The organism is Sphingopyxis bauzanensis (assembly GCF_002205675.1).
Classification (GTDB): Bacteria; Pseudomonadota; Alphaproteobacteria; order Sphingomonadales; family Sphingomonadaceae; genus Sphingopyxis; species Sphingopyxis bauzanensis.
This window is the reverse complement of sequence record NZ_NISK01000001.1, coordinates 851,577-873,892: the sequence shown is the minus strand read 5'-3', so window position 1 is coordinate 873,892 and position 22,316 is coordinate 851,577. Positions and strand designations below refer to the sequence as shown.

Genomic DNA, 22,316 nt, shown 5'->3' with positions numbered 1-22,316 from the left:
CTTGCTCAGCGACGCCGAACTCGACCGTTACGCGCGCCAGATCATTCTGCCCGCTTTTGGCGGTGCCGGACAGGCGAAGCTGAAGGCCGCGCATGTCACCGTCGTCGGGGCGGGCGGAATCGGCTGTCCTGCGATCACCTATCTGGCGGCGGCGGGGGTCGGCCGACTGACAATCATCGATGATGATGTCGTCGAGCTTTCGAACCTGCAGCGCCAACCGCTGTTCATCGATGCCGACATCGGCGCATCCAAAGCAGCGGTGGCGGCGGATGCCGCGCAGCGGATCAACCCGCATGTCGAGGCGGTCGCGGTCGCGAAACGGCTCGATATCGGCAACGCTTCGGCTTTGCTGGGCGGCGCGAGCCTGATCCTCGATGGCTGCGACAATTTCGCCACCCGGCTTGCGGTCAACCGCGCCGCGGTAGCCTTGCAGATCCCACTGCTCAGCGCCGCGATCGGGGCGTTCGAGGGACAGGTCGCGCTGTATGAGGGCTGGCGCGCGGGCAGCCCCTGTTACGCCTGCCTGGTCGGCGACGATCCCAACCAAGAGGGGCTCAATTGCGCCGAGACCGGAGTGATGGGCGCGCTCGCGGGGATGATCGGGACGATGGCGGCGCTGGAGGCGGTGCGCGCGCTAACCGGCTGGGGTTTGGCCCTGGCCGGGCGGCTGGCGATCATCGACATGCTCGACCGACGCTGGCGCGAGGTTGCCGTCGCCAAGGATCCGGAGTGTCCGATATGCCGGGGCTGAGCATCATCATTGCGTCGGCCGATGGCGAGCATTTCTACGCCGCGCTCGAGACGGCGGCCGCGGCCGCGGCGCTCGGGCGGGCGGCGCGGATATTCCTGCAAGGACCCGCGGCGGCGCTGCTGCGCACTCCCGTCGCCTTTGCCGGCGATGCGGCGCGGCGCGGCGCGGGGCAGCCCGATCTGGTATCGCTGATCGCCGAGGCGATGGCGATGGATGTAAAGCTGACCGTCTGTCAGTCCGGCATGGCGCTGATCGGGATGACGGCAAACGAACTGGTGCCGCAGGCGCGCAGCGGCGGACTGGTGAGCTTTATGGCCGAGATGGGCGATACGGACCGGTTGGTGGTTTATTAGAAAGCGTCGCCCCCGCGAAGGCGGGGCCCCTAGCGGACGTTCCTGTACAAGCCGAGTAAAACGAGCGGCCCCCCTTCACGGGGGCGACGATTATTTCACGGATTATCGCACACCGTAATCGCGTCGGGCTCGGGTCGTTTCCCGCTCGGCACGAAGCGCGCCAGATAGCCCCCGGCATGCTGCTTGTCGTCGTAGGACACCAGCTTATATCCCACCGCCTGAAACTCGCACACAAGGAGGCGGAACGGCGTGCCGTGGTCGGCGATCGGGCGATCGCCGTCGACAACAATCACCTGCCCGCCCGCGCGCAGCGCCGGTCGCAGCCGCCACAGGAAGGCATAGGGCTCGCCGATTTCGTGATACATATGGACCATGAACACGCGGTCGAAACTGGCCGCGGGCAAGCGCGGATCATCGACCGCGCCGAGTTTGAGCGAGACATTGTCGAGCCGTTCGCGCGCGACACGGTCGGCTAGCCGCTCGATCACTTCGGGGATGATGTCCTGCGCAAGCACGCGCCCGCCCGCGCCGACCCGCTGCGCGAGGCGCACGGTGTAATAGCCGTCGCCCGCGCCAATGTCGGCGACGGTCATGCCGGGGCGGACATCGGCCGAGTCCATCACATCCTCGGCTTCGTTGACGCGGTCGCGCGCCTCTTCCGTCGACCATTTCGTCGAGACGGTCGGCGCCACCGGCCGGTCGGCGGGCGGAAATTCGCGGGCGGTGGCTGCGCGGTCGCCGCTGTCATCCCATGGCGCGTCGCAGCTGCCAAGCAGCGGGAGCAACGCGAGCAAGGCGGCGGCGGATCGCTTCATCAATCGATATCCTCGACCTCGACCTTTTCGCCGGTCACCTTCTGCGACAACGCCGCGGCCATGAACGGGTCGAGCGCCCCGTCGAGCACGTCGCCCGGCGCGGTCGAAGTGACGCCGGTGCGCAGATCCTTGACGAGCTGATAGGGCTGGAGGACGTAGGAGCGGATCTGGTGGCCCCAGCCGATTTCGGTCTTCGCCTGATATTCGCCCGACGCCGCGGCCTCGCGCTTTTGCAGCTCGGCCTCGTACATGCGTGCCTTCAGCATGCCCATCGCGGTCGCGCGATTCTTGTGCTGCGACCGGTCATTCTGGCTGGCGACAACGATGCCGGTCGGAATGTGGGTGATACGCACGGCCGAATCGGTCGTGTTGACGTGCTGGCCGCCCGCGCCCGAGGCGCGGTAGGTGTCAATCTTGAGGTCGCCTTCGTTGATCTCGATGTCGATATTGTCGTCGATCACCGGATAGACCCAGACGCTGGAAAAGCTGGTGTGGCGGCGCGCCGAGCTGTCGTAGGGCGAGATCCGAACCAAGCGGTGGACGCCGCTTTCGGTCTTAGCATAGCCATAGGCATTCTCGCCCTTGACCAGCATCGTCGCCGATTTGATCCCCGCCTGTTCGCCCGCCTGATATTCGACCAGCTCGACCTTGAACCCGCGCTTTTCCGCCCAGCGGCTGTACATGCGCTGGAGCATTTCGGCCCAGTCCTGGCTTTCGGTGCCGCCGGCGCCGGCGTGGACTTCGACATAGGCGTCGTTGGCGTCGGCTTCGCCCGCGAGCAACGCCCGGATCTTGTCTTCCTCGGCGCGCGCCGCAAGCGTTGCCAGCGAGGCAACCGCCTCGTCGACCATCGCCTCGTCGCCTTCCATTTCGGCGAGTTCGATCAGTTCGGTGGTGTCGGCGCATTCCGTTTCGATCGCGCGCGTTGCGGCGATCGCCGCGTCCAGCCGCTGCCGCTCGCGCATCACTTCCTGCGCCGCCTTGGGACTGTCCCACAGGGTCGGATCCTCAACCTTGGCATTGAGCTCGTCGAGCCGCCGCACCGCTCGGTCCCAGTCGAGGAAGCGCCGCAGCAGCGCCAGCGCGGCGCCAATCTTGTCGATATGATCCTGCGCTTCGGCGCGCATGTCCTTGCTCCTGAAATATGTTGAACCCGCCCTTACGGCGTCTGCGGCCGCAGGGGAAGCATGCACGCCGCGTCAGATGATACCGCCGCGATCCTCCAGAAAATCGCTGTCGCTGCGGCGGCCATTACCCTGCTCTACCGGCGCGTCCTGGCGCCGCGGCGTTTTTACCGGCTGGATTTCCTCTTCGCGGATCGTGCGGCGCGGTTCGCTTTCGGGCTTGAACGCTTCCCAGATGATCGACGCCTTGGGGTCGGTCCCCGGCCAGCTGCCATAGACGCGGCGGCCCGACCGGCGGTCGATGCGCACCATCCGTACCCCCTTTGGCGCCGCAAAGGGGATCGGTTGGCGGTCGGCAAGCGCGGCGAGCGCGAAATCTTTGAAGATCGGCGCCGCATAGCTGCTACCTTGTGCATAGCCGCCCATGCTACGCGGCTGGTCGAATCCGATATACATGCCAGCAATCACATCGGGGGTGCCGCCGACGAACCACACATCGTTCGGCCCCGTGGTCGTGCCGGTCTTGCCGAACAGCGGCACATTCAGGTCGCGCAGCCGCACCGCGGTGCCGCGCTGGACGACGCCTTCGAGCATGTGGACGACCTGATATGCGGTCATCGGGTCCATCAGCTGCTTGCCCGATTTAGCAAAGCGCGGCATCGGGCGCCCGTCCCAATCCTTTTTGTTGCAGCCATCGCAGGGTTTCCAATTGGCGGGGAAGATCACCTTGCCGCGGCGGTCCTGCGCATAGTCGATCACCCGCGGTTTCAGCTCGCGGCCGTGGTTGGCGAGCATGGCATAGGCGTTGGTGATCTTTTCCACGGTCGTCGATCCGGCGCCGAGCGCGGTCGAGAGGTAGGGTTCGTGCTTACCGATGCCCATCGCCGCGATCGTTTCGACGACCGGCTCCATGCCGACCTGGCTCGCCGCGCGCACCGTCATTAGGTTACGCGACTGTTCGAGCCCCCAGCGCATGGTATGTTCGCCGCTGCCCCCCGAATTGCCGAAGTTGCGGAAGCATTTGTTGCCCAGCGCCGCGCCCTGATAGACGCAGAACGGCCCGTCGACGATCATCGACGCGGGGGTCAGGCCATTGTCGAGTGCCGCGGCGTAAACAAAAGGCTTGATCGTCGATCCCGGCTGACGCTGTGCTTGCGTGGCGCGGTTGAAGGGCGAGAGACGCACGTCAAAGCCGCCTTGCATCGCATAAATGCGACCCGAATGCGGGCTTTCGATCACCATGCCGCCCGACACTTCGGGAATATTGCGCAAGGCGTAGCTGCTGCCGCCGGTCGATTTGACGACAATTAGGTCGCCGGGGCGCATCGCCGAAAAAGCGCTGCCGCCGGTCTTGCGATAACCCATCGTCGCAGCGCTGGCGGGCAGCGTTCCGGTGTCACCATTGGCAAAGCCGATCTGTGCCGCGCCGGCGGATTTCGAGAGCACCGCGGCGACGCGCCAGCTGTCGTAATCGATTCCGATAAAGCTCGAAGCGAGGCGGCTCTGCCACTGATCGTCGGCCTCAATCGTCGCGATCGGTCCCGACCAGCCCTTTCCCGCATCGTAGCGCTGGAGCCCCTTGCGCAGCGCCATCGTCGCCGCGGTCTGCATCTTGCCGTCATAGGGGGTGCGAACCCACAGCCCGCCGGCATAGACGCTGAGCGGGCCGTCGTCGGCGGTTTCGCCGAACTGGGCGATCAGCTGGCGCCGCACCTCTTCCATATAATAGCCGCCGACCTGAGCAATCGCAGTGTTGCCACTGTTAGTCAGGCCCAGCGGCATGGCGCGCGCGGCGTCGCGCTGCGCGGCGGTGATCCAGCCATTATCCTCCATCGACCCGAGCACAAAATTGCGCCGCGCCAACGCCTCCGCCTCGTTGCGCGTCCGGCCATATTTTTCGGGCGCCTTGGGCAGGATGGCAAGAAACGCCATTTCGTGGAGCTCGAGCTGGTCGACGTCCTTGTCGAAATAGGCGCGGCTCGCCGCCTGCACACCAAAAGCGCGGCGGCCGAGCGGGATTTCGTTGAGATACAGCTCGAGGATCTGTTCCTTGGTCAGCGCATCCTCAATCCGCATCGCCAGGATCGCCTCGCGCACCTTGCGGCGATAGCTGAGCTCGTTGGTCAGCAGCAGATTCTTGGCGACCTGCTGGGTGATCGTCGAGGCGCCGACGGGCCGGCCGCTGCTCGACAGATTGGTGATGATCGCCGAGGCGATGCCCGGATAATCGATGCCGCCGTGACTGAAGAATGTCTTGTCTTCGGCGGCCAGGAACGAGCGCACCAGAAGCTGCGGATATTCACTATAGTCCAGCTGGACGCGGCGTTCGCGCGCGTAGCTGTGGACCGGCTTGCCCTCACCGTCACGGACCATCGTCGGCAAAGGCGGTTCATAATCGCGCAGCTGGTCGACCGACGGCAGGTCGCGCGCGAAGATAGCCCAGATCAGCATCAGCCCCAGCACGCCCGACAGCGCCAGATAGCCGAGCCAGCGGAACCAGCGCCGCTTCCACATATCGCGCAGCCAGGCGATGACGGCGTTGCTGTCGCGGCGCAGGCGCAGGCGGAAATCGGGCGGACTGTCGGCGACCATGACGCCTGCCTCTAAAGCGTGGATCGCCGAAAGGGAAGCATGGTTGCGGCGGGGCGCAGGGCAATCGGGTGAAAGAAGAGGCGACAAACGCGTGAATTGCTGAATCTATGCAAATCCTCAGATTTGGACGCGGGGATATTGTGATGGACAGTGGTGATCAGTCGAGCGGAGCGCTTGGCGAGGCGGTGGTTTTTCTGGATCATTTCCGTGAGTTGGTCGATGGTCGCCAACTGGCGAAGGTGATGTATCCGCTTGAGGAGATATTGCTTTTGGCGCTGCTGGGCGTTTTGGCGGGTGCGGAGACATTCGTCGACATCGCCCGCTTTGGAGAGAAAAAGCTGGATTTTCTGCAGCGATTTCGTCCCTTTGCTGCCGGCACGCCCTCGCACGATCACCTTGGTGACATCTTCGCGACGCTCGATGCCGAACAGTTCCAGCAGTGCTTTGTGAAGTGGGTCGCCTCGCTCACCGGGACCTGTGCCGAGGTCATTGCAATCGACGGCAAGACATCGCGTCGTTCGCACGACAAGGCGGGCGGCAAGGCAGCGATCCATATGGTCTCGGCATTTGCCGCTCGCCAACGGTTAGTGCTGGGCCAGGTCAAGATCGACGAGAAGTCGAACGAGATCACTGCTATCCCCCGATTACTGGCCATGATGGATATCGAGGGTGCCGTCGTGACAATCGACGCTATGGGCTGCCAACGCGTGATTGCTCAGACGATCCTCGACAAGAAGGCCGAGTATGTCCTGGCGCTCAAGGGGAACCAGGCGGCTCTGCACGAGGATGTCGCGCTGTTCGTAGCCGAGCAGAAAGAGCGCAACTTCCATGAGTGCAAGATCAGCCAAAACACGACGGTCGATGGCGACCATGGCCGCATCGAGACCAGGGCGACCACCGTCATCCACAATCTCGACTGGCTTCCCAAGGACCATGGATGGCCCGGCCTGAAGGCCGTCGTCATCGTCGACAGTATCCGCGAGACAGGCGACAAAGCCACCCACGAAACCCGCCTCTACCTAACCTCGGTGCAGCTGCCCGCCGAGCAGCTTGGTGCCATCGTGCGCCATCACTGGGCGATCGAAAACAGTCTCCATTGGGTTATGGATATGGTCTTTCGCGATGACGAATGCCGGGTGCGCACGGAGCATGCACCTGCAAACTTCACCACCATAAAGCACATGGCGCACAATCTACTGCGATCCGCTCCGGGAAAAGACTCGATGCGGCTCAGAAGAAAAGTCGCAGCTTGGGATGATGACTTCCTCGCCGCAATTATCTCACGATGACTTGTTCACCCGATTCCCCTGCGGCGGGGCGCTATTCTACTCCCCTTCCGCTTGCGGGAGGGGGCGGGCGAAGGCTTGTTTCCTTCGGCTTGCTCCGCGACATGCCCTCCCCTAATCCCTCCCGCAAGCGGAAGGGGGACTGGCCAGGTTGAGCATGGTACAGCGTAGCATCGCGGCAACATCGGCCAGCGCGGCGTCCGCCGAAATGCGATCTTCCTCGTACAGCATTTCGTCTGTTGCAAAGCCAAGTTCGACAGCAAGCCGCAGCCGCGACCATAGTTTTTCGCGGTCGATCCCCGCTAGATAGAGCGCGCAGGCGTCGGCCAACCGGTCGGTCACATGGCGGTGCGATTCGAGCCGGACATGGACGAGCTGCGGCGAGGCGTGGAGCGCGCGTAAAATCCACACGGCGCCGGGTTGTGCGCGCGTGACTGCGGCGTTTTGGGTCAGCAAATCGCCGATATGGTCGGCCATCGCCGCGATCCCGACGGACGCGTGCCGGACCAGCCAGGCCTCGAGCACGGCGTTCTGCCGGTCCATCAGGCGCCGCCCCAGCGCCTCGATCACCGCATATTTGTCGCCGAAATAGCGGTAGAGCGTGGGCGGAGTCAGCCCGGCACGCGCGGCGATCATATTGGTCGAAATCCGCTCGATCCCGACCTCGGCGAGCAATTCGCCCGCGACATCGAGCAGGCGGCCGCGGGTCTGGTGCGCGCGATCCTGTTGCGGCGGGCGCTTGACAGCAAGCGCGCGGCCCGCCGCGATCATCGCGCCCGGCCGCGCGCGCTGACTGGCCAGATGTCGGTCAGCGTATCGTCCTGAACCAGATGATAGCTGTCGTAGAGATTCACCGTCGGGTCGCAGTGCGGCACGGTGAGGCTGACCGGATCGCCCGGGGCGAGCTGCGCGCCGATGCCGGGCGCGAACAACGCCGCATGCTCGTCGCCCATGAAGGCGAAAAAGGCCGTTTCGGGCGCGCCGCGCTGGACCACCGCAACGCCGCCGTCGGTCGACAGCGACTTATAGCCCGCGTCGATGGTGACGAGGCCGTCATGATTGGCGCTGACGACGCGCGCGTCAACGCAAAGCGAGACCTCGAATGGCGGTTCGCCGTCGTCGCCAGTCAGGTCACAATCGAGATATTGCTTGTCCATGAAGACATAGCTGCCCGCCTGCAATTCGGTGAAGACGGCGAGGTCGAGGTCGATGCGGTGGGTGCCGGTGCCCGACCCGGTGACGATTGCAGGCGCGAAACCCGCGTCGGCCAGCGCCGCGATGACACTTTGAAGATAGGCGGTGCGCTCGACAATCGCGGCGCGGCGGTCGGCATAGCTTTCGATATGCTGCTGCGACCCGCAGTAAAATTGGACTCCGCGATATTCGAGGTTCGGCGACGCCGAAATGACCTTCGCGAGCGCGACCGCGGCCTCGGCCGACGCGACGCCGGTGCGTGCGATGCCGGGGTCGATGTCGATGATGACGTCGAGTCGCGCGTTTGCGGCGCCCAGCGCGGCATCGATGCGCGCCGCGACATCGGGGTGGTCAATGACGGCCATCAACCCTTCGGCTTCGCCTGCCAGCGCTGCAAGCCGCTGAATCGCGCGCGGCGCGGCGACGGGCGAGGTTATCAGGATGCCCTTCACGCCGCCTTCATTTAGCGCCTCGGCTTCGCCGATCTTGGCGCAGCACACCCCAACCGCCCCGGCCGCGATCTGGCGCAGCGCGATGTCCACACTCTTGTGCGTCTTGGCGTGTGGACGCAGCGCGATGCCTTTTGCGGCAATCAACGCTGCCATCGCCGAGATATTGCGGTCGAGCACTTCGACATCAAGCACGAGCACAGGCGTATTGAGGTCGGCGCGCGAGCCTTGCTGGCCGATCAGATGTGCGTGAAGGTCGCGGTCGGTGGTCATGCGAACAGGCTTTCGAGATGCGGGTTGAGGAATTTTCCGCCCGGATCGGCGGCGCGGCGGACGGCATTGTAGCGCCCTGCCATCGGATAGAGCGCCGCGACATCGGCGCGCGTGAGCGTGTGACGCTTGGCCCAGTGCGGCCGCCCGCCATGGGTGCGAAAAATCGTCTCGGCCTCGGCGAACAGATTGCGCCAGGGCATCTTGGCATATTGATGCATCGAAATCGCGGCGACGGGTCCGGCGTTCATCGGGCTCATCCAGATGTCGTCGGCAGCGACGGTGCGAAACTCGAACGGGAAGGTGACGGGTAGGCGCTTGCGGCGGATCCAGCCAACAACCTCCGCAAGAGTGTCGAGCCCGACCGCGCGCGGCATTTCATATTCCATCTCTTCGAACCGGACCGTGCGATCGGACGGAAAGATACTGTGCGCAGGACCGCGGCGGCGGCCCGAAATACCACTTTTCATCATCAATCGCTGCAGCGACGGCGTGAGGAAGGGCAGCAGCGCCGAAATGTTGAGGATGCGGCGAAAACTGGCCTCCTCCATATCGGTCGTGGTCGGCGGGGGATCACACGGATCGCACAGGTCGAGGGTTTTCAGGATCACATCGTCGCTGTGCGGAAAGAACCAGAATTCGACGTGGCGGTGCTGCTGCGTGAGCTCGTCATAGCGCTCGCGGATTTCGGCCCAGCGGCGCTTTTTGATCCGTTCTGCGAGGTGAAAAGCGGGGACGACCGCGACGTCGATTTCGGTCGCCACCCCGAACAGGCCAAGCGACAGCCGCTGCGCCTGATACAATTCGGCGTTGGTGGTCGCATCGCACCAGTGGACCTCGCCATCAGCGCCGATCAGGCGGAAACCGCGCGCAAAAGTTGCGAGCGAGCCGAGATCGACCCCGGTGCCATGCGTCCCGGTCGCCATCGCGCCCGCGAGGGACTGCGGATTGACGTCGCCCTGATTGGCGAGCGCCAGCCCCTCGTCCCACAACGCCGCGGTCAGGCGGCGGATGCTCCAGCCCGCGGGAATGCGCGCGGTCTGCCGGTCGGCGGCGACATGCATCTCGCCCGCCAGATCGTCGAGATTGACGATCAGCTCGTCCGATTCGCAGAGCGGCATGAAGCTGTGTCCGGCGCCGGTGACGCGGAGCTTGGTTGCGCCGCGAATGAGCATCGCTAGTTCGTCTTCACTGTGCGGGCGGGCGATTTGGCCCGCGGCGGTGACGCTACCCGACCAGTTGCTCCAGCTCATGCCCTTCTCCCGCAGCCAGCGAGGGCAGGCTGGCTGCGCGGAGAAAGTTAGTCAAGACTATATTATGGAGATCAGCGCGCCGCTATTTGCCGTGCGAAATGGATTTGCACCGCGTCGCGCACCCCGCGCGCGACCTTTTTCTGGCCTGCCGTCGACGCAAGGAATTCGGCGTCGTCCTTGTTCGAGATGAAGCCGGTTTCGAACAGGATCGACGGCGTGTCGGGCGCTTTCAGCACCACAAACGAGGCAAAGCGATGCGCGTGGGTGCGGAATTTGACCGCTTCGCTCGCTTCGCGCTGGAGCAGGCGGGCAAAATCGGATGCGACGTTCATCGTCTCGCGCTGGGTCAGGTCGAGCAGGATCGACGACACATCGCCGCTGTGCGCACCCAGATCGACCCCGTTGATGACATTTGCCTGATTCTCACGCGCCGCGAGCCGCGCCGCTTCGCGGTCGGACGCGACTTCGGACAAGGTGTAGATCGACGCGCCGCTGGCGGCCTGATTTTCAGCGGCGTCGGCGTGAATCGAAATGAACAAATCGGCCCTGAGCCGCCGCGCGATGCCGAACCGCTCCTCAAGCACCAGATAGCGGTCGTCGCCGCGGGTCAGCGCGACACGGACGCGGCCCGAGGCGAGCAGGTCGTCGCGAATGGCGCGGGCGAGCGCCAGCGTGATGTCCTTTTCGCGTTTGCCGCTGTGCGGGCTGATCGCCCCCGGATCGTGGCCACCATGTCCCGCGTCAAGCACGACCAGCGGCAGGCGGCTGTTGTTCGGCCCTTCGATCCGCGGTAGCGCCACGCTGGGCTTGGCTTTGCCGATCGGAACGCTGACGCTGTAGCGTTTTTCAGGCGGCTTGGCGCGGAAGCTCGCTGGCGGCGCCAATTCGGTGCGCGGGCCGCGCGACACCCGCGCGAATTCTTCGGCGGACACCGGGCGGAGCTGGAAGGTCAGGCTGCGGCCGTCGGCGGCGAAGCGCGCGCCGCTGACCAACGCCGGCTGCGCGAGGTCGAGCACGATACGCGCCATGCCGGGATCTTTCTGCCCCTGGCGCACCGCCCGAACCAGTCCGGCGCCTTGTGACGAACGGCCCGGCTGCGCGCCCGCGATGTCGAGCGCGATCCGATCGGGACCTGCGAGGAGGAAGGTCGACGCACCGCTGACCAGATCGTCGAAGCGCAGCGTGATGTCCGAATCGCCGATTTCGACCGCGCCAATCTGCCCCGCCAGCACCGCTGGTGGGTTCATCATCATCGAGATTAGTACAAGCAGCAGGCTCATGACGCTTTTATGCCGCCGCCCGTGCGCGCTGGTCCAGTGCTTATTCGAAAACATATGGTCCCCAGCGGCTGAATGTCGTGAACACCGCATTAGCCATGGCGCATCAAACGCCCGTCAACTGGCAAGGTTAACCGACAATTCAGCATGTTTGGCGGCGATACCGGGGTTGCCGACGCGCGGCGGCGTCCCATCTTTCTGTGGCGGCGCTGTTGCCGTCGGCCCGTGCCGATGCTAGCACACCATCACTGACGGTGTCGTTCCCGGTGCCGTCCGGCCTTTTGAGGGGAAGGCCTGCTCCGCAAAAACTGCGGAACATGGCCGCCTTGGCGCCGGATATGCGGGGATCGGCGACCTGCCGTCAGTCCACCCGGTTGACCGGACAGTCGGGGCGATCGCCAGACGCCCGCCCTGCCCGCCCGCTCACCCCATGTAACAGGTTGATGCCGCATGAGGCTTGCCATGCCCTCTTTTCATCCCGACGCGGGCGCTTTCGCCGCCGCCGTCGCCGGATGCAAAGACCGCATGCGCGTCCAGCATCGGACGCAGGCTCCCCGCGGCAATAACGTCTTTTTTCGTTTCATCCGTACCCGCCGCGATCTTTCGTCAAGGAAGGTCGCGGGATTTTTTGATGGCGCGCTACGGCGCGCTTGGAGTGTAACTAATGACTACGCGCATGTTGATCGACGCGCGGCACCGGGAAGAAACCCGGGTCGCCGTCACCCAGGGAAACCGCATCGAGGAGTTTGATTTCGAGTCCGCCGAGCACAAGCAGCTCAAGGGCAATATCTATCTGGCCAAAGTTACCCGCGTCGAACCGTCGCTGCAGGCAGCGTTCATCGAATATGGCGGCAATCGCCACGGGTTCCTGGCGTTCAGCGAAATCCACCCGGATTATTACCAGATTCCAAAAGAAGACCGCGAAGCGCTGCTGCGCGAAGAGGCCGAACATGCCGCCGCCGCCGCACAGCGCGCCGAGGAAGACCTCGACGAGCTGGAAGGCGATGTCGCCGACGTCGAATATCATGACGAGGACGACAATGGCGACAGCCACCACGACCGCGACGACGATGATCGTGACGAGCGCAACGATGGCGACGACGATGACCGCGACGACCAGAGCGACGCCGAAAATGGCGATAGCGAAGAGGGCGGCGAAGAGTCCGAAGAAGGCCGTGAAGGCCGCGGCGATCGCGGCGACCGTAAGGGTCGTGGCCGCGGGCGCGGCAATGGCCGCAAGGGCGGTGGCCGCGGCCGCAGCAGCCGCCGCGACGAGGACGACAGCGAAAACCGCATGTCGCTCCGCCGCCGCTACAAGATCCAAGACGTCATCCGTCGCCGCCAGGTGATGCTGGTCCAGGTCGTCAAGGAAGAACGCGGCAACAAGGGCGCGGCGCTGACCACCTATCTGTCGCTGGCTGGCCGTTATTGCGTGTTGATGCCCAACACGATGCACGGCGGCGGCATCAGCCGCAAGATTTCGAACGGCGCCGATCGCCGCAAGCTGAAGGCGATGATCGACGAGCTCGCGCTGCCGCCGACGATGGGCTGCATTGTCCGTACCGCCGGGATGAGCCGCACTAAGGTCGAGATCAAGCGCGACTTCGACTATCTCGCCCGCCTGTGGGACGAGATTCGCGAAAAGACCCTCGAATCGAGCGCCCCGGCGCTGGTCCATTCGGACAGCGATCTGGTGAAACGCGCGATCCGCGACATTTATCATAAAGACATTGAGGAAGTGCTCGTCGAGGGCGACGAGGGCTATAAGGCGGCCAAGCAGTTCATGAAGCTGCTGATGCCCAGCCACGCGCGGCGGGTGAAGCAATATGCCGATCCGGTGTCGCTCTATCAGCGTTACGGCGTCGAGGACCAGCTGGCGGGGATGCTCAATCCCGTTGTCCAGCTGAAGTCGGGCGGTTATCTGGTGATCAACCCGACCGAAGCTTTGGTGTCGATCGACATCAACTCGGGCCGGTCGACGCGCGAGCATAATATCGAGCAGACCGCGGTCAGCACCAATCTGGAGGCCGCGGCCGAAATCGCCCGCCAGCTGCGCCTGCGCGACATGGCCGGGCTGGTCGTGATCGATTTCATCGACATGGATCATGGCTCGAACGTCCGCAAGGTCGAGCGCGCGATGAAGGATGCGCTGAAAAACGACCGCGCGCGCATCCAGGTCGGCCGCATTTCGGGCTTTGGCCTGATGGAAATGAGCCGCCAGCGCCTGCGCACCGGGGTGCTCGAAGCGTCGACGCGCCCCTGCCCGCATTGCGAAGGCACCGGGCTGGTCCGCACCGCATCGTCGGCGGGCCTGAGCGCGCTGCGCCTGATCGAGGAGGAAGCGGCACGCGGCAAGGGCAACAAGATCACCCTGCGGGCCAGCCAGGAAGCGACCTTCTACCTGCTCAACGAAAAGCGCCGCGAGCTGCGCGATATCGAGGAGCTGTACGGCGTAACGGTCGAAATACTGCCCGACGGCGAGACCGAGGGTGCCCGCATGGCGGTCGAGGTCACCGGGCCGCCGCCGACGCAGCGCCGCAGCTTTGCCCCGATCGCGCCGATCGAGGAAGAGGATGACGACGATTATCCCGAAGACGAGGATGCGGAAGAGGCTGAAGAAGAGGCCGAAGCCCGTCCCGCACGCCAGCGCGAGCGCGCGCCCGAGGGCGGCGAGAGCGACACCGACGGCGAGGGCCGCAAGCGCCGTCGCCGTCGTCGTCGTGGTCGCCGTGGTCGCCGCGACGAGGAAGGCAATGAAATCGTCGAGAACGGTGAAGAACGCGACGGCGAAGTCGAGCGCGACAACGCTGCGGAAGGTGCCGAGGAGGGCGACGCCGCTCCGGCGGAAACTGCCAGCGATGGCGAGGCCGAAGCGGTCGATCCCGACGCCAAGCCGCGCCGCCGCCGTGGCGGTCGTGGTCGCAAGCCCAAGGTCGATGCCGCAGAGGCAGCCGACGAAACCGCAACCGATGCTATCGAAGCACCGGTCGCCGCGGACGTCGCCGAACCGGTCGTCGAAGACGCGCCGACCGCCGAGGAAAAGCCGAAGCGCAAACGCGCGCCGCGCAAGACCAAGGCCGCAGTCGAAGCGGAAGCCGTTGACGCAGTGGTAGAGGCGGCGCCGGAAGCGGTGGAGGCGGCACCCGTTGCCGAAGCCGCCGAGTCTGACGCCGAACCCGCCAAGCCCGCACCGAAGAAGCGTGCGAGCCGCGCCAAAAAGGCGGTTGCAGCGGACGCAGCGCCCGAAGCGGCGACGACGGGCGACGCCGAAACCGAAGCCGCCAATGGTGACGAGGGCGGCGTCGGTCCCGACGGCGAACCACGCCGCGGCTGGTGGCAGCGTACCTTCGGCTGATCCAAACGGAGCAAGTCTCATCACTGCTTCCCCGGCGAAGGCCAGGGGAAGCAGTGATGGCGTTCCGATAAAGTCTCGCCTTGCCTCCGCACGCGCTGACCCCCACAAAGTCTTTATGGCTTCAGTCGATGTTCAGATGCGCAGCGCGAGGGTGGGCAGGATGATGCCCTCCTCCTCCCAATCGATACTTCGGACGAGCGCCTGGCGCCCGTTGCTCCGTATCGTCCTGACCCTACTCGCGATGCTGGCGGTCGCGATTCGCCCGGCGATGGCGCAGTCGATCCTGCGCGATGCAGAAACCGAAGCGCTGTTTCAGGACATGATGGACCCGCTGCTCGTCGCGGCGGGGCTGCAACCTGGCCAGGTGCGCGTCCATCTGCTCGGCGATCCCAGCATCAACGCGTTCGTCGCGGGCAGTCAGGACGTCTATGTCTTTGCCGGGCTGATCGAGGCGGCCGATACCGCCGAAGAAGTGCAGGGCGTGCTCGCGCACGAGCTGGGCCATGTCATCGGCGGCCATGCGATTCGCGTCAACGACGGCGCCAAGACCGCGACCGGCATCTCGCTGCTCAGCCTGCTGCTTGGCGCCGCCGCGATCGCGGCGGGCGCGGGCGAGGCCGGTATGGGGGTCATGATGGCTGGGCAGCAGGCCGCGCTTGGCAAATTCCTGGCGTTCAGCCGGGTGCAGGAATCGACCGCCGACGCCGCAGGCGCGCAATATCTGTCGAAAGCCGGGATCAGCGGCCGCGGCAGCCTTGCCTTTTTCAAGAAATTGCAGAATCTGGAATTCCGCTACGCGGTCAAGCAGGACGACGATCAGGCCTATGGCCGCACCCACCCGATGTCGGGCGATCGCATCCAGACGCTGCGTGAGGTGTATGTCATCGATCCGGCGTGGGCCAAGCCTGCCGACCCAGCGATCGAAAAACGCTTTCAGCGCATCAAGGCGAAGCTGTCGGGCTTTATGACCGATCCCGATCGCACATTGCGCAAATTCCCCGAAACCAACACCAGCATCCCCGCCCGCTACGCCCGCGCTTACGCCTGGCACCGCAGCGCCTATCCGCAAAAGGCGCTGGCCGAGGTTGACGCCTTGCTCAAGACCGATCCAAGCGACCCCTATTTCCTTGAGCTTGAAGGTCAGGTGCTGCTCGAATCGGGACGTCCCAAAGAAGCGATTCCGGCGCTGCGCAAGGCGGTGACGATATCCAGGTCGCAGCCGCTGATCAGCGCGACCCTGGGCCATGCGCTGATCGCGACCGAAGATCCGGCGAATTTCGCCGAGGCCGAGGAAGTGCTGAAAACCGCGGTCGCGCTAGACAACCAGAATCCCTTTGCCTGGTATCAGCTTGGCATCGTCTATGCGAACAAGGGCGATCAGGCGCGCGCCGCGCTCGCCTCGGCGGAACGCTATACCCTGCAGGGTGGACAGGCATCGCTCGCGCTGCGTAATGCCGAACTGGCGATGCAGGGTCTGTCCCAAGGCACGCCCGACTGGATCCGTGCACAGGATATTTCGCTGGTCGCTCGCGCCGAGGTGGAACGCGAGCGCAAACGGCGCTAGATTCGGGCGAACAGGGGCAAAGCATCGCATCAAGCGATGCACAAGGGCAATAAGTGACCGATAAGAAAGACGAATATTACCAGCCATGGCTGCGCGATCCCGCGCCGACGGCGGATGCCGCCCCGCTGCCGCCCGCGTCGCCGACCGAAGGTCTGGCAAAGCCGCGCGACATCCCGCCGGTTGGTATCGACGTATCGCGCTATTCCGCGGCAGATAAGCCCGCGCGCAAGCCGGTGATCACATCAGACCAGATGAAGGTGGGCGCCGCTGGGGTGTGGCAGGCGTTGCGCGATGGCGCCGACGCCTTTGCCGACTGGACCATCCATGTCGGCGACCGCGCCGACATTCCGGCGCGCGTCGCGGCGTTGGAAATCCCGCGCCGTACCGGTGAACTCACCGCCAGAACCGGCGCGCTGACCGCGCAGGCTGCGCGCGCGATCGGGCGTGGGTCGGCGCATGCAGGCCGCGCCACCGTCAGAGCCACCGGCGCAGCATGGAACAAGCTGGCACTTGGCGACAAGGCCCGGAAGCTGTCGAGTGACGCGGGCCGCGGGCTTGGCGAGGTCGCCGAGCGGACCAAGACCGGCGTCGGCCAAATCGCCAAGGCCGGGAGCGAAAGCATCCGCGGGAGTATTGGCGAGGCCGCGACGAAGCTGCGCCCCAGCCCGCGCGAGGAACTGGCGCCGCCGCCATCGGGGCTCGAACAATTGCTCGCGCGCGAGGAAGCCGCGGCGCACGTAAAAGAGCCATCGGTGCCCGATCTACCGCTGTTTGCCGGCGACGCCGCGCGAACCGCAGTCCCCGCCGCGCGCGTCGATGCCATAGCCGAGGGCGACGACCGCTCGCCACTGATCGCAGCGCCACCGAAAAAGCCCGTGACCGCCAAGCCGATGGCGGCGCCGCGCTTGCCGCAAATCAAGGGGATGGGGATGGATAGCGGATCGACGCGTATCTGGGGCATCGCGCTCGGCGGCCTGCTGTTGCTCGCCGCGGTCTTCTGGCTCGGCGGGCGCATGGGCGGCGGGATGAGCAAGAGCGAAGTCGAGACGATCGTCGCCGATTATATCAAGGCGAACCCGCAGATCATTCCCGAAGCACTCGAAGCGCAGCGCAATGGCGAAATCGCCAAGGCGATCGGCGCGATCCGCCCGGCGCTCGAAAAGCCCTATGCCGGTGCCTGGGCGGGCAACGCCGATGGCGATGTCACCTTGGTGGTATTCACCGATTATGCCTGCGGCTTCTGCCGTGCGAGCGTGCCCGACGTCGACCGGCTCATCCGCGAGGATCGGCGACTGAAGGTCGTATTCCGCGAGCTGCCGATCATCGCGCCGCAGAGCCGCGATGCCGCGCTAATGGCGCTCGCCGCGGCGCGACAAGGCAAATATGACGCGTTCCACCACGCGATGTTCGCCGCCAGCTCGCTCGACAAGGCAGCGATCGCCGCCGCCGCCGCCAAGGTCGGTGTGGTCACCGACGGCACCGCCGATGCAACCGCAAACGAAGCGCTGTTCCAGCGCGAGCTCGACAGCAATCTGGCGATCGCCACCCAGTTGCAGCTCAACGCGACCCCGACGTGGATCGTCGGCGACCAGTTGTTCCAGGGGCAAATTGGTTATGACGCGTTGAAGCAGGCAGTCGCCAAGGCGCGCGCGGCGAAAAGCTGACCCTGTGACAATAGCGACGCTCACCCACGATGCAGCGCTGGCCAATGCCCGCCGCTTGCTGGCCGCCGAGCCTGCTGCCGCGCTGGCACAGGCACAGGCGATCATCGAAGCGGTGCCAACGTCCGCGGCCGCGCACCGGCTTGCCGCGCATGCGTTGCGCTCGCTGAACCGCGAAGCGGAAGCGCAAGCTGCTTCGCTCGCCGCGGTCGGCGCCACAATTCATGATGAAGCCATGGTCGATGCCGCGCTGGCACTCGCCGAAAACCGCCTGCCCGACGCCGAAACCGCGTTGCGCCAGCGGCTACGCGAGGATGCGACCGATGTCGCCGCGATCCGCATGCTGGCCGAGGTCGCGGGTCGGATCGGACGTTACGCCGACGCCGAAAAATTGCTGAACCGGGCGCTCGAACTCGCCCCGGGTTTCGGGGCGGCCCGCGCCAATCTCGCCACCGTCTTCTACAAGCAGAACCGCTTTGCCGAGGCGGCCGAAACGCTCGATGCGGTGCTCGGCGACGACCCCGACAATCCGGCGCACGTCAATTTGAAAGCGGCGGCGCTCGGACGGATCGGTGGCTATGACGAAGCGCTCGCACTCTACGAACAGCTGACCGCGCGCTTCCCCGAACATGCCAAGCTGTGGATGAGCTATGGCCATCTGCTCAAGACGGTCGGGCGACAGGACGACAGCATCGCCGCCTATCGCCACGCGCTTGCCGTCGATCCCGGCCTCGGCGAACTTTGGTGGAGCCTCGCCAATCTGAAAACGATCCGGTTCAGTGCCGACGACCGCGCGGCGATGGAAGCCGCGCTGGTCGCCGCCGAACCCGCTGGCGAACAGCGCGACGACGACCGGCTGCATCTGCATTTTGCGCTTGGCAAAGCCTATGATGATGCTGGCGACGTCGAACCCGCCTTTCGCCATTATGCCGCGGGCAATGCGATCCGCGCCGGGCAGCTTTGTTATGACGCTGCCGATACCCGCACAATCGTCGATGCCGCGATCGCGACCTGCACCCCTGATTTTTTTGCCGCGCGTATGGACATGGGCGATCCGGCGCCCGATCCGATCTTCATCCTTGGCATGCCGCGCGCCGGTTCGACGTTGATCGAACAGATTCTCGCCAGCCATTCGGCGGTCGAGGGGACGATGGAGCTACCCGATATCCCCGCGCTCGCCCTCGGTCTGGGGCGCGAAACGCAGGGCGAAGGCCGTCACTGGGTCGCCGCGCTCGCTGACGCACCGTCCGAACGGCTGGCCGAAATGGGCGCGGCGTTTCTGCGCCGCACCGCCGTCCAGCGCAAGACCGGCAAGCCTTTCTATATCGACAAGCTGCCGAACAACTGGCGCTATGTCCCGCTGATCCGCCTGATCCTGCCCCATGCGAAGATCATCGACGCGCGGCGGCATCCGCTCGACTGCTGCTGGTCCAATTTCCGCCAACATTATGCCAAGGGGCAGGCGTTCAGCTACGACTTGGCCGACATGGGCACTTACTACCGTGATTATGTGCGGTTGATGGCGCATATCGACGCAGTCCAGCCGGGCCGCGTCCACCGGGTGATCCACGAAGCATTGCTCGACAATCCTGAGGCCGAGGTGCGCGCGATGCTTGGCTATCTTGGACTGCCGTTCGAGGAGGCCTGCATGGCGTTCCACACCAATGCGCGCGCGGTGCGAACCGCATCGAGCGAGCAGGTCCGCCGTCCGATCAATCGCGATGGGGTCGATCAGTGGCGGCCCTATGACGCTTGGCTCGGCCCACTCAAGCGCGCTTTGGGGGCGGTTCTCGACGAATATCCCGCCGTACCCGCGCATTCCCAATCGGCAACGCCGACAAATTCGTTGCCTTTTGGCAACAGCTGACGACATTTTCGACCAACAACCTCGTCGCCTCGACAACAATGCTTGCGCTTATGCTGCGCTGCGTCATCCTCGCGTCACAGAGTTGTCATTCGAGAGGGGTCTCATGGTCAAGCTTTCAACCGGTCTGGTCCGCAGCAGCGCTTTTCTGCTCGCCAGCAGCATCTTGTGTACGTCGGGCGCGGCGCTGGCGCAGGAGGCCGCGATCGACGACGATCGCGACATCGTCGTCACCGCGTCGAAGCGCGAACAGAATTTGCAGGATGTCCCGCTCGCGATCACCGCGATCGGCACCGAGCGGCTCGACCAGTTGCAAGTCAACGAGTTTTCGGACGTCGTCAAATTCCTGCCTTCGGTGACGATCCAGTCGGCGGCGCCCGGCTTTGCCCAGGTCTATTTCCGCGGCGTGTCGTCGGGCGAAAACGCCAACCACTCGGCCTCGCTGCCGACCGTCGGCACCTATCTGGATGAAATGCCCGTCACGACGATCCAGGGCGCACTCGATATCCACACCTATGATCTGGCGCGCGTCGAGGCGCTCGCGGGGCCGCAGGGTACGCTTTATGGCGCCAGTTCGATGGCGGGAACGCTGAAACTCGTCACCAACAAGCCCGATACTAGCGGCACCTATGGCGAGGCGTCTTTCCAGCTGAACAGCGTCGCGCATGGCGGCATCGGCGGCATTGCCGAGGGCTTCGTCAACGCCCCGCTCGGCGATCGCGCGGCGCTGCGCCTCGTTGGCTGGTATCGCCGCGATGCGGGCTATATCGACAATATTGCGGGCAGCCGCACCTATGCCTCGTCGGGAATCACCCAGTCAAACGCCGACCTGGTCGAAAAGGATTATAACGGCGTCGACACTTATGGCGCGCGTTTGGCGCTGGGCATCGAGCTCGACGATGACTGGACGATCCGCCCGCTGGTGATGGGCCAGGTGCAGAAATCGAACGGCAGCTTCGCGCAAGAACGCTCGACGTCGGTTAACGGCGATCTCCAGACGGTGCAATACAACCCCGAAAGCGCCGAGGATAAGTGGATCCAGGCCGCGCTCACTATCGAGGGCAAGCTGGGCAACTGGGACCTGACCGTTACCGGCGGCCATTTGCGGCGCCAGACGGTAACCGAAAGCGACTATTCGGACTATGCGTATTTCTATGACGCGATCGCCGGATATGGCTCGTATTTCTATGACAACAACGATGATCTGGTGAACCCGAACCAATATATTCAGGGCAAGGACCGCTATCGCCGCAATTTCTTCGAAGCGCGCGTTGCGTCGCCCGCCGACGCCCGCATCCGCTTTATCGGCGGCGTATTTTATCAGCGCCAGAGCCATAACATCGAACAAAATTATATCATCGACGATATTGCCGACGCGATCACCGTGACCGGAACCGACAGCAACATCTGGCTGACCCAGCAAAAGCGCGTCGATCGCGACTATGCCGCGTTCGGCGAGCTGTCGTTCGACATCACCGACAAATTGACGCTGACCGGTGGCGGGCGCGTCTATAAATTCGACAACAGCCTCATCGGCTTTTTTGGCTTTTCGTCGGGTTACAGCAGCCGGACCGGCGAAGCCGCCTGCTTCGCTCCCGCCGCGCTGCCGAACAGTCCATGTACCAATCTGGACGAACGAACCAATGACAGCGACTTCATCCACAAGCTGAACCTGACGTACAAGATCAGCAACGATGCGCTCGTGTACGGTACCTTCTCGCGCGGATTTCGGCCGGGTGGAATTAACCGGCGCGGCGGGCTCGCACCCTACGGACCCGATACGCTCGACAATTACGAGTTCGGCTGGAAAACCAGCTTCGGGCCGATTCGCTTTAACGGCGCGGTGTATCAGGAGGACTGGAACGGCATTCAGCTCTCCTTCCTCGGCCCCAACGGGCTGACCGAAATCCGCAACGCGGGGATCGCGCGCATCCGTGGTGTCGAAATGGACCTCAGCTATCGGCAGGACGGCTTCTCGCTCAACGCCGGCTTCAGCTATAACGACGCCGAAATCCGCGAAGATTTCTGCCGCATCGCCAATGCGACGTTCGACTGCGCCCTTCCGGGTACCGACGGATCGGCCAACGCGCTGCTTGCGCCTGCCGGAACCGCCCTGCCCGTCACGCCCAAGTTCAAGGGCAATATCGTCGCACGCTATGAATTCCCGCTGATGGGCAATGACGGTCATTTTCAGCTCGCCGCCAATCATGTCGGCAAGCGGCGTAGCGATTTGCGAACCGAGCAGAACGGCATCAAGGGCCAGTTCGCGTCTTATTCGACCGTCGACATGAGCTTCGGCATCACCGCCGAGAGCTGGCGCGCCGAAATCTTCGCGACCAATTTGTTCGACAGCAACGGCGTGATCAATTCGGGCGTGCAATGCGTCGAAACCGTCTGCGGTGACGCCGGCGGCGACACCGCGACCGGCGGCGTCTTTTACGACACCGTCATCCGCCCACGCCTGATCGGGATCAAGGTCAGCAAGGATTTCTGATCGGGTGACAACCG

The 22,316-nt window shown here is 64.5% G+C and carries 15 protein-coding genes; 8 read left to right on the top strand and 7 right to left on the bottom strand.

The window, feature by feature from the left end; translation table 11 throughout:
* Position 1 precedes the first annotated feature (1 nt).
* Positions 2-751: a HesA/MoeB/ThiF family protein gene (locus tag CDQ92_RS04270; protein WP_088440114.1), complete on the top strand. Its 750-nt coding sequence runs from the start codon at positions 2-4 to the stop codon at positions 749-751.
* On the top strand, positions 739-1,104 hold the full coding sequence (locus CDQ92_RS04265) for a DsrE family protein (RefSeq protein ID WP_088440113.1): 366 nt from the start codon (positions 739-741) through the stop codon (positions 1,102-1,104). The genes CDQ92_RS04270 and CDQ92_RS04265 overlap by 13 nt, the downstream gene beginning before the upstream one ends.
* Positions 1,105-1,199: 95 nt before the next feature.
* On the opposite strand, the gene CDQ92_RS04260 is transcribed toward CDQ92_RS04265, so the two are convergent.
* From CDQ92_RS04260 to CDQ92_RS04250, 3 genes are all read right to left on the bottom strand, one after another.
* The gene (locus CDQ92_RS04260) at positions 1,200-1,919 is read right to left on the bottom strand and encodes a class I SAM-dependent methyltransferase (RefSeq protein WP_088440112.1); all 720 of its coding nucleotides are present in this window, start codon (positions 1,917-1,919) and stop codon (positions 1,200-1,202) included.
* Positions 1,919-3,046, bottom strand: coding sequence for a peptide chain release factor 2 (gene prfB, locus CDQ92_RS04255; RefSeq protein WP_088440111.1), 1,128 nt, complete (start codon positions 3,044-3,046; stop codon positions 1,919-1,921). The genes CDQ92_RS04260 and prfB overlap by 1 nt, the downstream gene beginning before the upstream one ends.
* A 72-nt stretch (positions 3,047-3,118) precedes the next feature.
* Positions 3,119-5,635 carry a penicillin-binding protein 1A gene (locus CDQ92_RS04250; protein WP_088440110.1) on the bottom strand — a complete coding sequence of 839 codons (2,517 nt, stop codon included), beginning with the start codon at positions 5,633-5,635 and terminating at the stop codon, positions 3,119-3,121.
* Positions 5,636-5,778: 143 nt separating this feature from the next.
* Between CDQ92_RS04250 and CDQ92_RS04245 the strand changes: the two genes are divergently transcribed.
* The gene (locus CDQ92_RS04245) at positions 5,779-6,924 is read left to right on the top strand and encodes an ISAs1 family transposase (RefSeq protein WP_088440109.1); all 1,146 of its coding nucleotides are present in this window, start codon (positions 5,779-5,781) and stop codon (positions 6,922-6,924) included.
* 111 nt (positions 6,925-7,035) lie between these two features.
* Here the strand turns inward: CDQ92_RS04245 and CDQ92_RS04240 are convergent, their stop codons facing one another.
* The 4 genes from CDQ92_RS04240 to CDQ92_RS04225 all read right to left on the bottom strand — a co-directional run bounded on the left by CDQ92_RS04240 (position 7,036) and on the right by CDQ92_RS04225 (position 11,367).
* On the bottom strand, positions 7,036-7,692 hold the full coding sequence (locus CDQ92_RS04240) for a TetR/AcrR family transcriptional regulator (RefSeq protein ID WP_088440108.1): 657 nt from the start codon (positions 7,690-7,692) through the stop codon (positions 7,036-7,038).
* Positions 7,689-8,837, bottom strand: a complete 1,149-nt coding sequence (locus CDQ92_RS04235; protein ID WP_088440107.1) for a DSD1 family PLP-dependent enzyme — start codon at positions 8,835-8,837, stop codon at positions 7,689-7,691. The genes CDQ92_RS04240 and CDQ92_RS04235 overlap by 4 nt, the downstream gene beginning before the upstream one ends.
* On the bottom strand, positions 8,834-10,087 hold the full coding sequence (locus tag CDQ92_RS04230; RefSeq protein WP_088440106.1) for a D-arabinono-1,4-lactone oxidase: 1,254 nt from the start codon (positions 10,085-10,087) through the stop codon (positions 8,834-8,836). The genes CDQ92_RS04235 and CDQ92_RS04230 overlap by 4 nt, the downstream gene beginning before the upstream one ends.
* A 71-nt stretch (positions 10,088-10,158) precedes the next feature.
* Positions 10,159-11,367, bottom strand: a complete 1,209-nt coding sequence (locus tag CDQ92_RS04225; protein WP_229667471.1) for an N-acetylmuramoyl-L-alanine amidase — start codon at positions 11,365-11,367, stop codon at positions 10,159-10,161.
* 661 nt (positions 11,368-12,028) lie between these two features.
* Between CDQ92_RS04225 and CDQ92_RS04220 the strand changes: the two genes are divergently transcribed.
* The 5 genes from CDQ92_RS04220 to CDQ92_RS04200 all read left to right on the top strand — a co-directional run bounded on the left by CDQ92_RS04220 (position 12,029) and on the right by CDQ92_RS04200 (position 22,302).
* Positions 12,029-14,719, top strand: a complete 2,691-nt coding sequence (locus CDQ92_RS04220; protein ID WP_188682399.1) for an Rne/Rng family ribonuclease — start codon at positions 12,029-12,031, stop codon at positions 14,717-14,719.
* Positions 14,720-14,879: 160 nt separating this feature from the next.
* Positions 14,880-16,283 carry a M48 family metalloprotease gene (locus CDQ92_RS04215; protein ID WP_188682408.1) on the top strand — a complete coding sequence of 468 codons (1,404 nt, stop codon included), beginning with the start codon at positions 14,880-14,882 and terminating at the stop codon, positions 16,281-16,283.
* Positions 16,284-16,336: 53 nt separating this feature from the next.
* Positions 16,337-17,947, top strand: a complete 1,611-nt coding sequence (locus tag CDQ92_RS04210) for a DsbA family protein (protein ID WP_088440103.1) — start codon at positions 16,337-16,339, stop codon at positions 17,945-17,947.
* A gap of 10 nt (positions 17,948-17,957) precedes the next feature.
* Positions 17,958-19,811 (top strand): tetratricopeptide repeat-containing sulfotransferase family protein, encoded by a 1,854-nt coding sequence (locus CDQ92_RS04205; protein ID WP_088440559.1) that lies wholly within the window; start codon positions 17,958-17,960, stop codon positions 19,809-19,811.
* Between the two features lie 103 nt (positions 19,812-19,914).
* Positions 19,915-22,302 (top strand): TonB-dependent receptor, encoded by a 2,388-nt coding sequence (locus CDQ92_RS04200; RefSeq protein WP_088440102.1) that lies wholly within the window; start codon positions 19,915-19,917, stop codon positions 22,300-22,302.
* The last annotated feature ends 14 nt before the right edge of the window (positions 22,303-22,316 follow it).

What these genes read in the sequence shown, in the direction of transcription:
- CDQ92_RS04265 (WP_088440113.1), top strand. Translation starts at nt 739, where the DNA reads ATGCCGGGGCTGAGCATCATCATTGCGTCGGCCGATGGCGAGCATTTC.
- CDQ92_RS04260 (WP_088440112.1), bottom strand. Translation starts at nt 1,919, where the DNA reads ATGAAGCGATCCGCCGCCGCCTTGCTCGCGTTGCTCCCGCTGCTTGGC.
- prfB (WP_088440111.1), bottom strand. Translation starts at nt 3,046, where the DNA reads ATGCGCGCCGAAGCGCAGGATCATATCGACAAGATTGGCGCCGCGCTG.
- CDQ92_RS04250 (WP_088440110.1), bottom strand. Translation starts at nt 5,635, where the DNA reads ATGGTCGCCGACAGTCCGCCCGATTTCCGCCTGCGCCTGCGCCGCGAC.
- CDQ92_RS04245 (WP_088440109.1), top strand. Translation starts at nt 5,779, where the DNA reads ATGGACAGTGGTGATCAGTCGAGCGGAGCGCTTGGCGAGGCGGTGGTT.
- CDQ92_RS04240 (WP_088440108.1), bottom strand. Translation starts at nt 7,692, where the DNA reads ATGATCGCGGCGGGCCGCGCGCTTGCTGTCAAGCGCCCGCCGCAACAG.
- CDQ92_RS04235 (WP_088440107.1), bottom strand. Translation starts at nt 8,837, where the DNA reads ATGACCACCGACCGCGACCTTCACGCACATCTGATCGGCCAGCAAGGC.
- CDQ92_RS04230 (WP_088440106.1), bottom strand. Translation starts at nt 10,087, where the DNA reads ATGAGCTGGAGCAACTGGTCGGGTAGCGTCACCGCCGCGGGCCAAATC.
- CDQ92_RS04225 (WP_229667471.1), bottom strand. Translation starts at nt 11,367, where the DNA reads ATGAGCCTGCTGCTTGTACTAATCTCGATGATGATGAACCCACCAGCG.
- CDQ92_RS04220 (WP_188682399.1), top strand. Translation starts at nt 12,029, where the DNA reads ATGACTACGCGCATGTTGATCGACGCGCGGCACCGGGAAGAAACCCGG.
- CDQ92_RS04215 (WP_188682408.1), top strand. Translation starts at nt 14,880, where the DNA reads ATGATGCCCTCCTCCTCCCAATCGATACTTCGGACGAGCGCCTGGCGC.
- CDQ92_RS04200 (WP_088440102.1), top strand. Translation starts at nt 19,915, where the DNA reads ATGGTCAAGCTTTCAACCGGTCTGGTCCGCAGCAGCGCTTTTCTGCTC.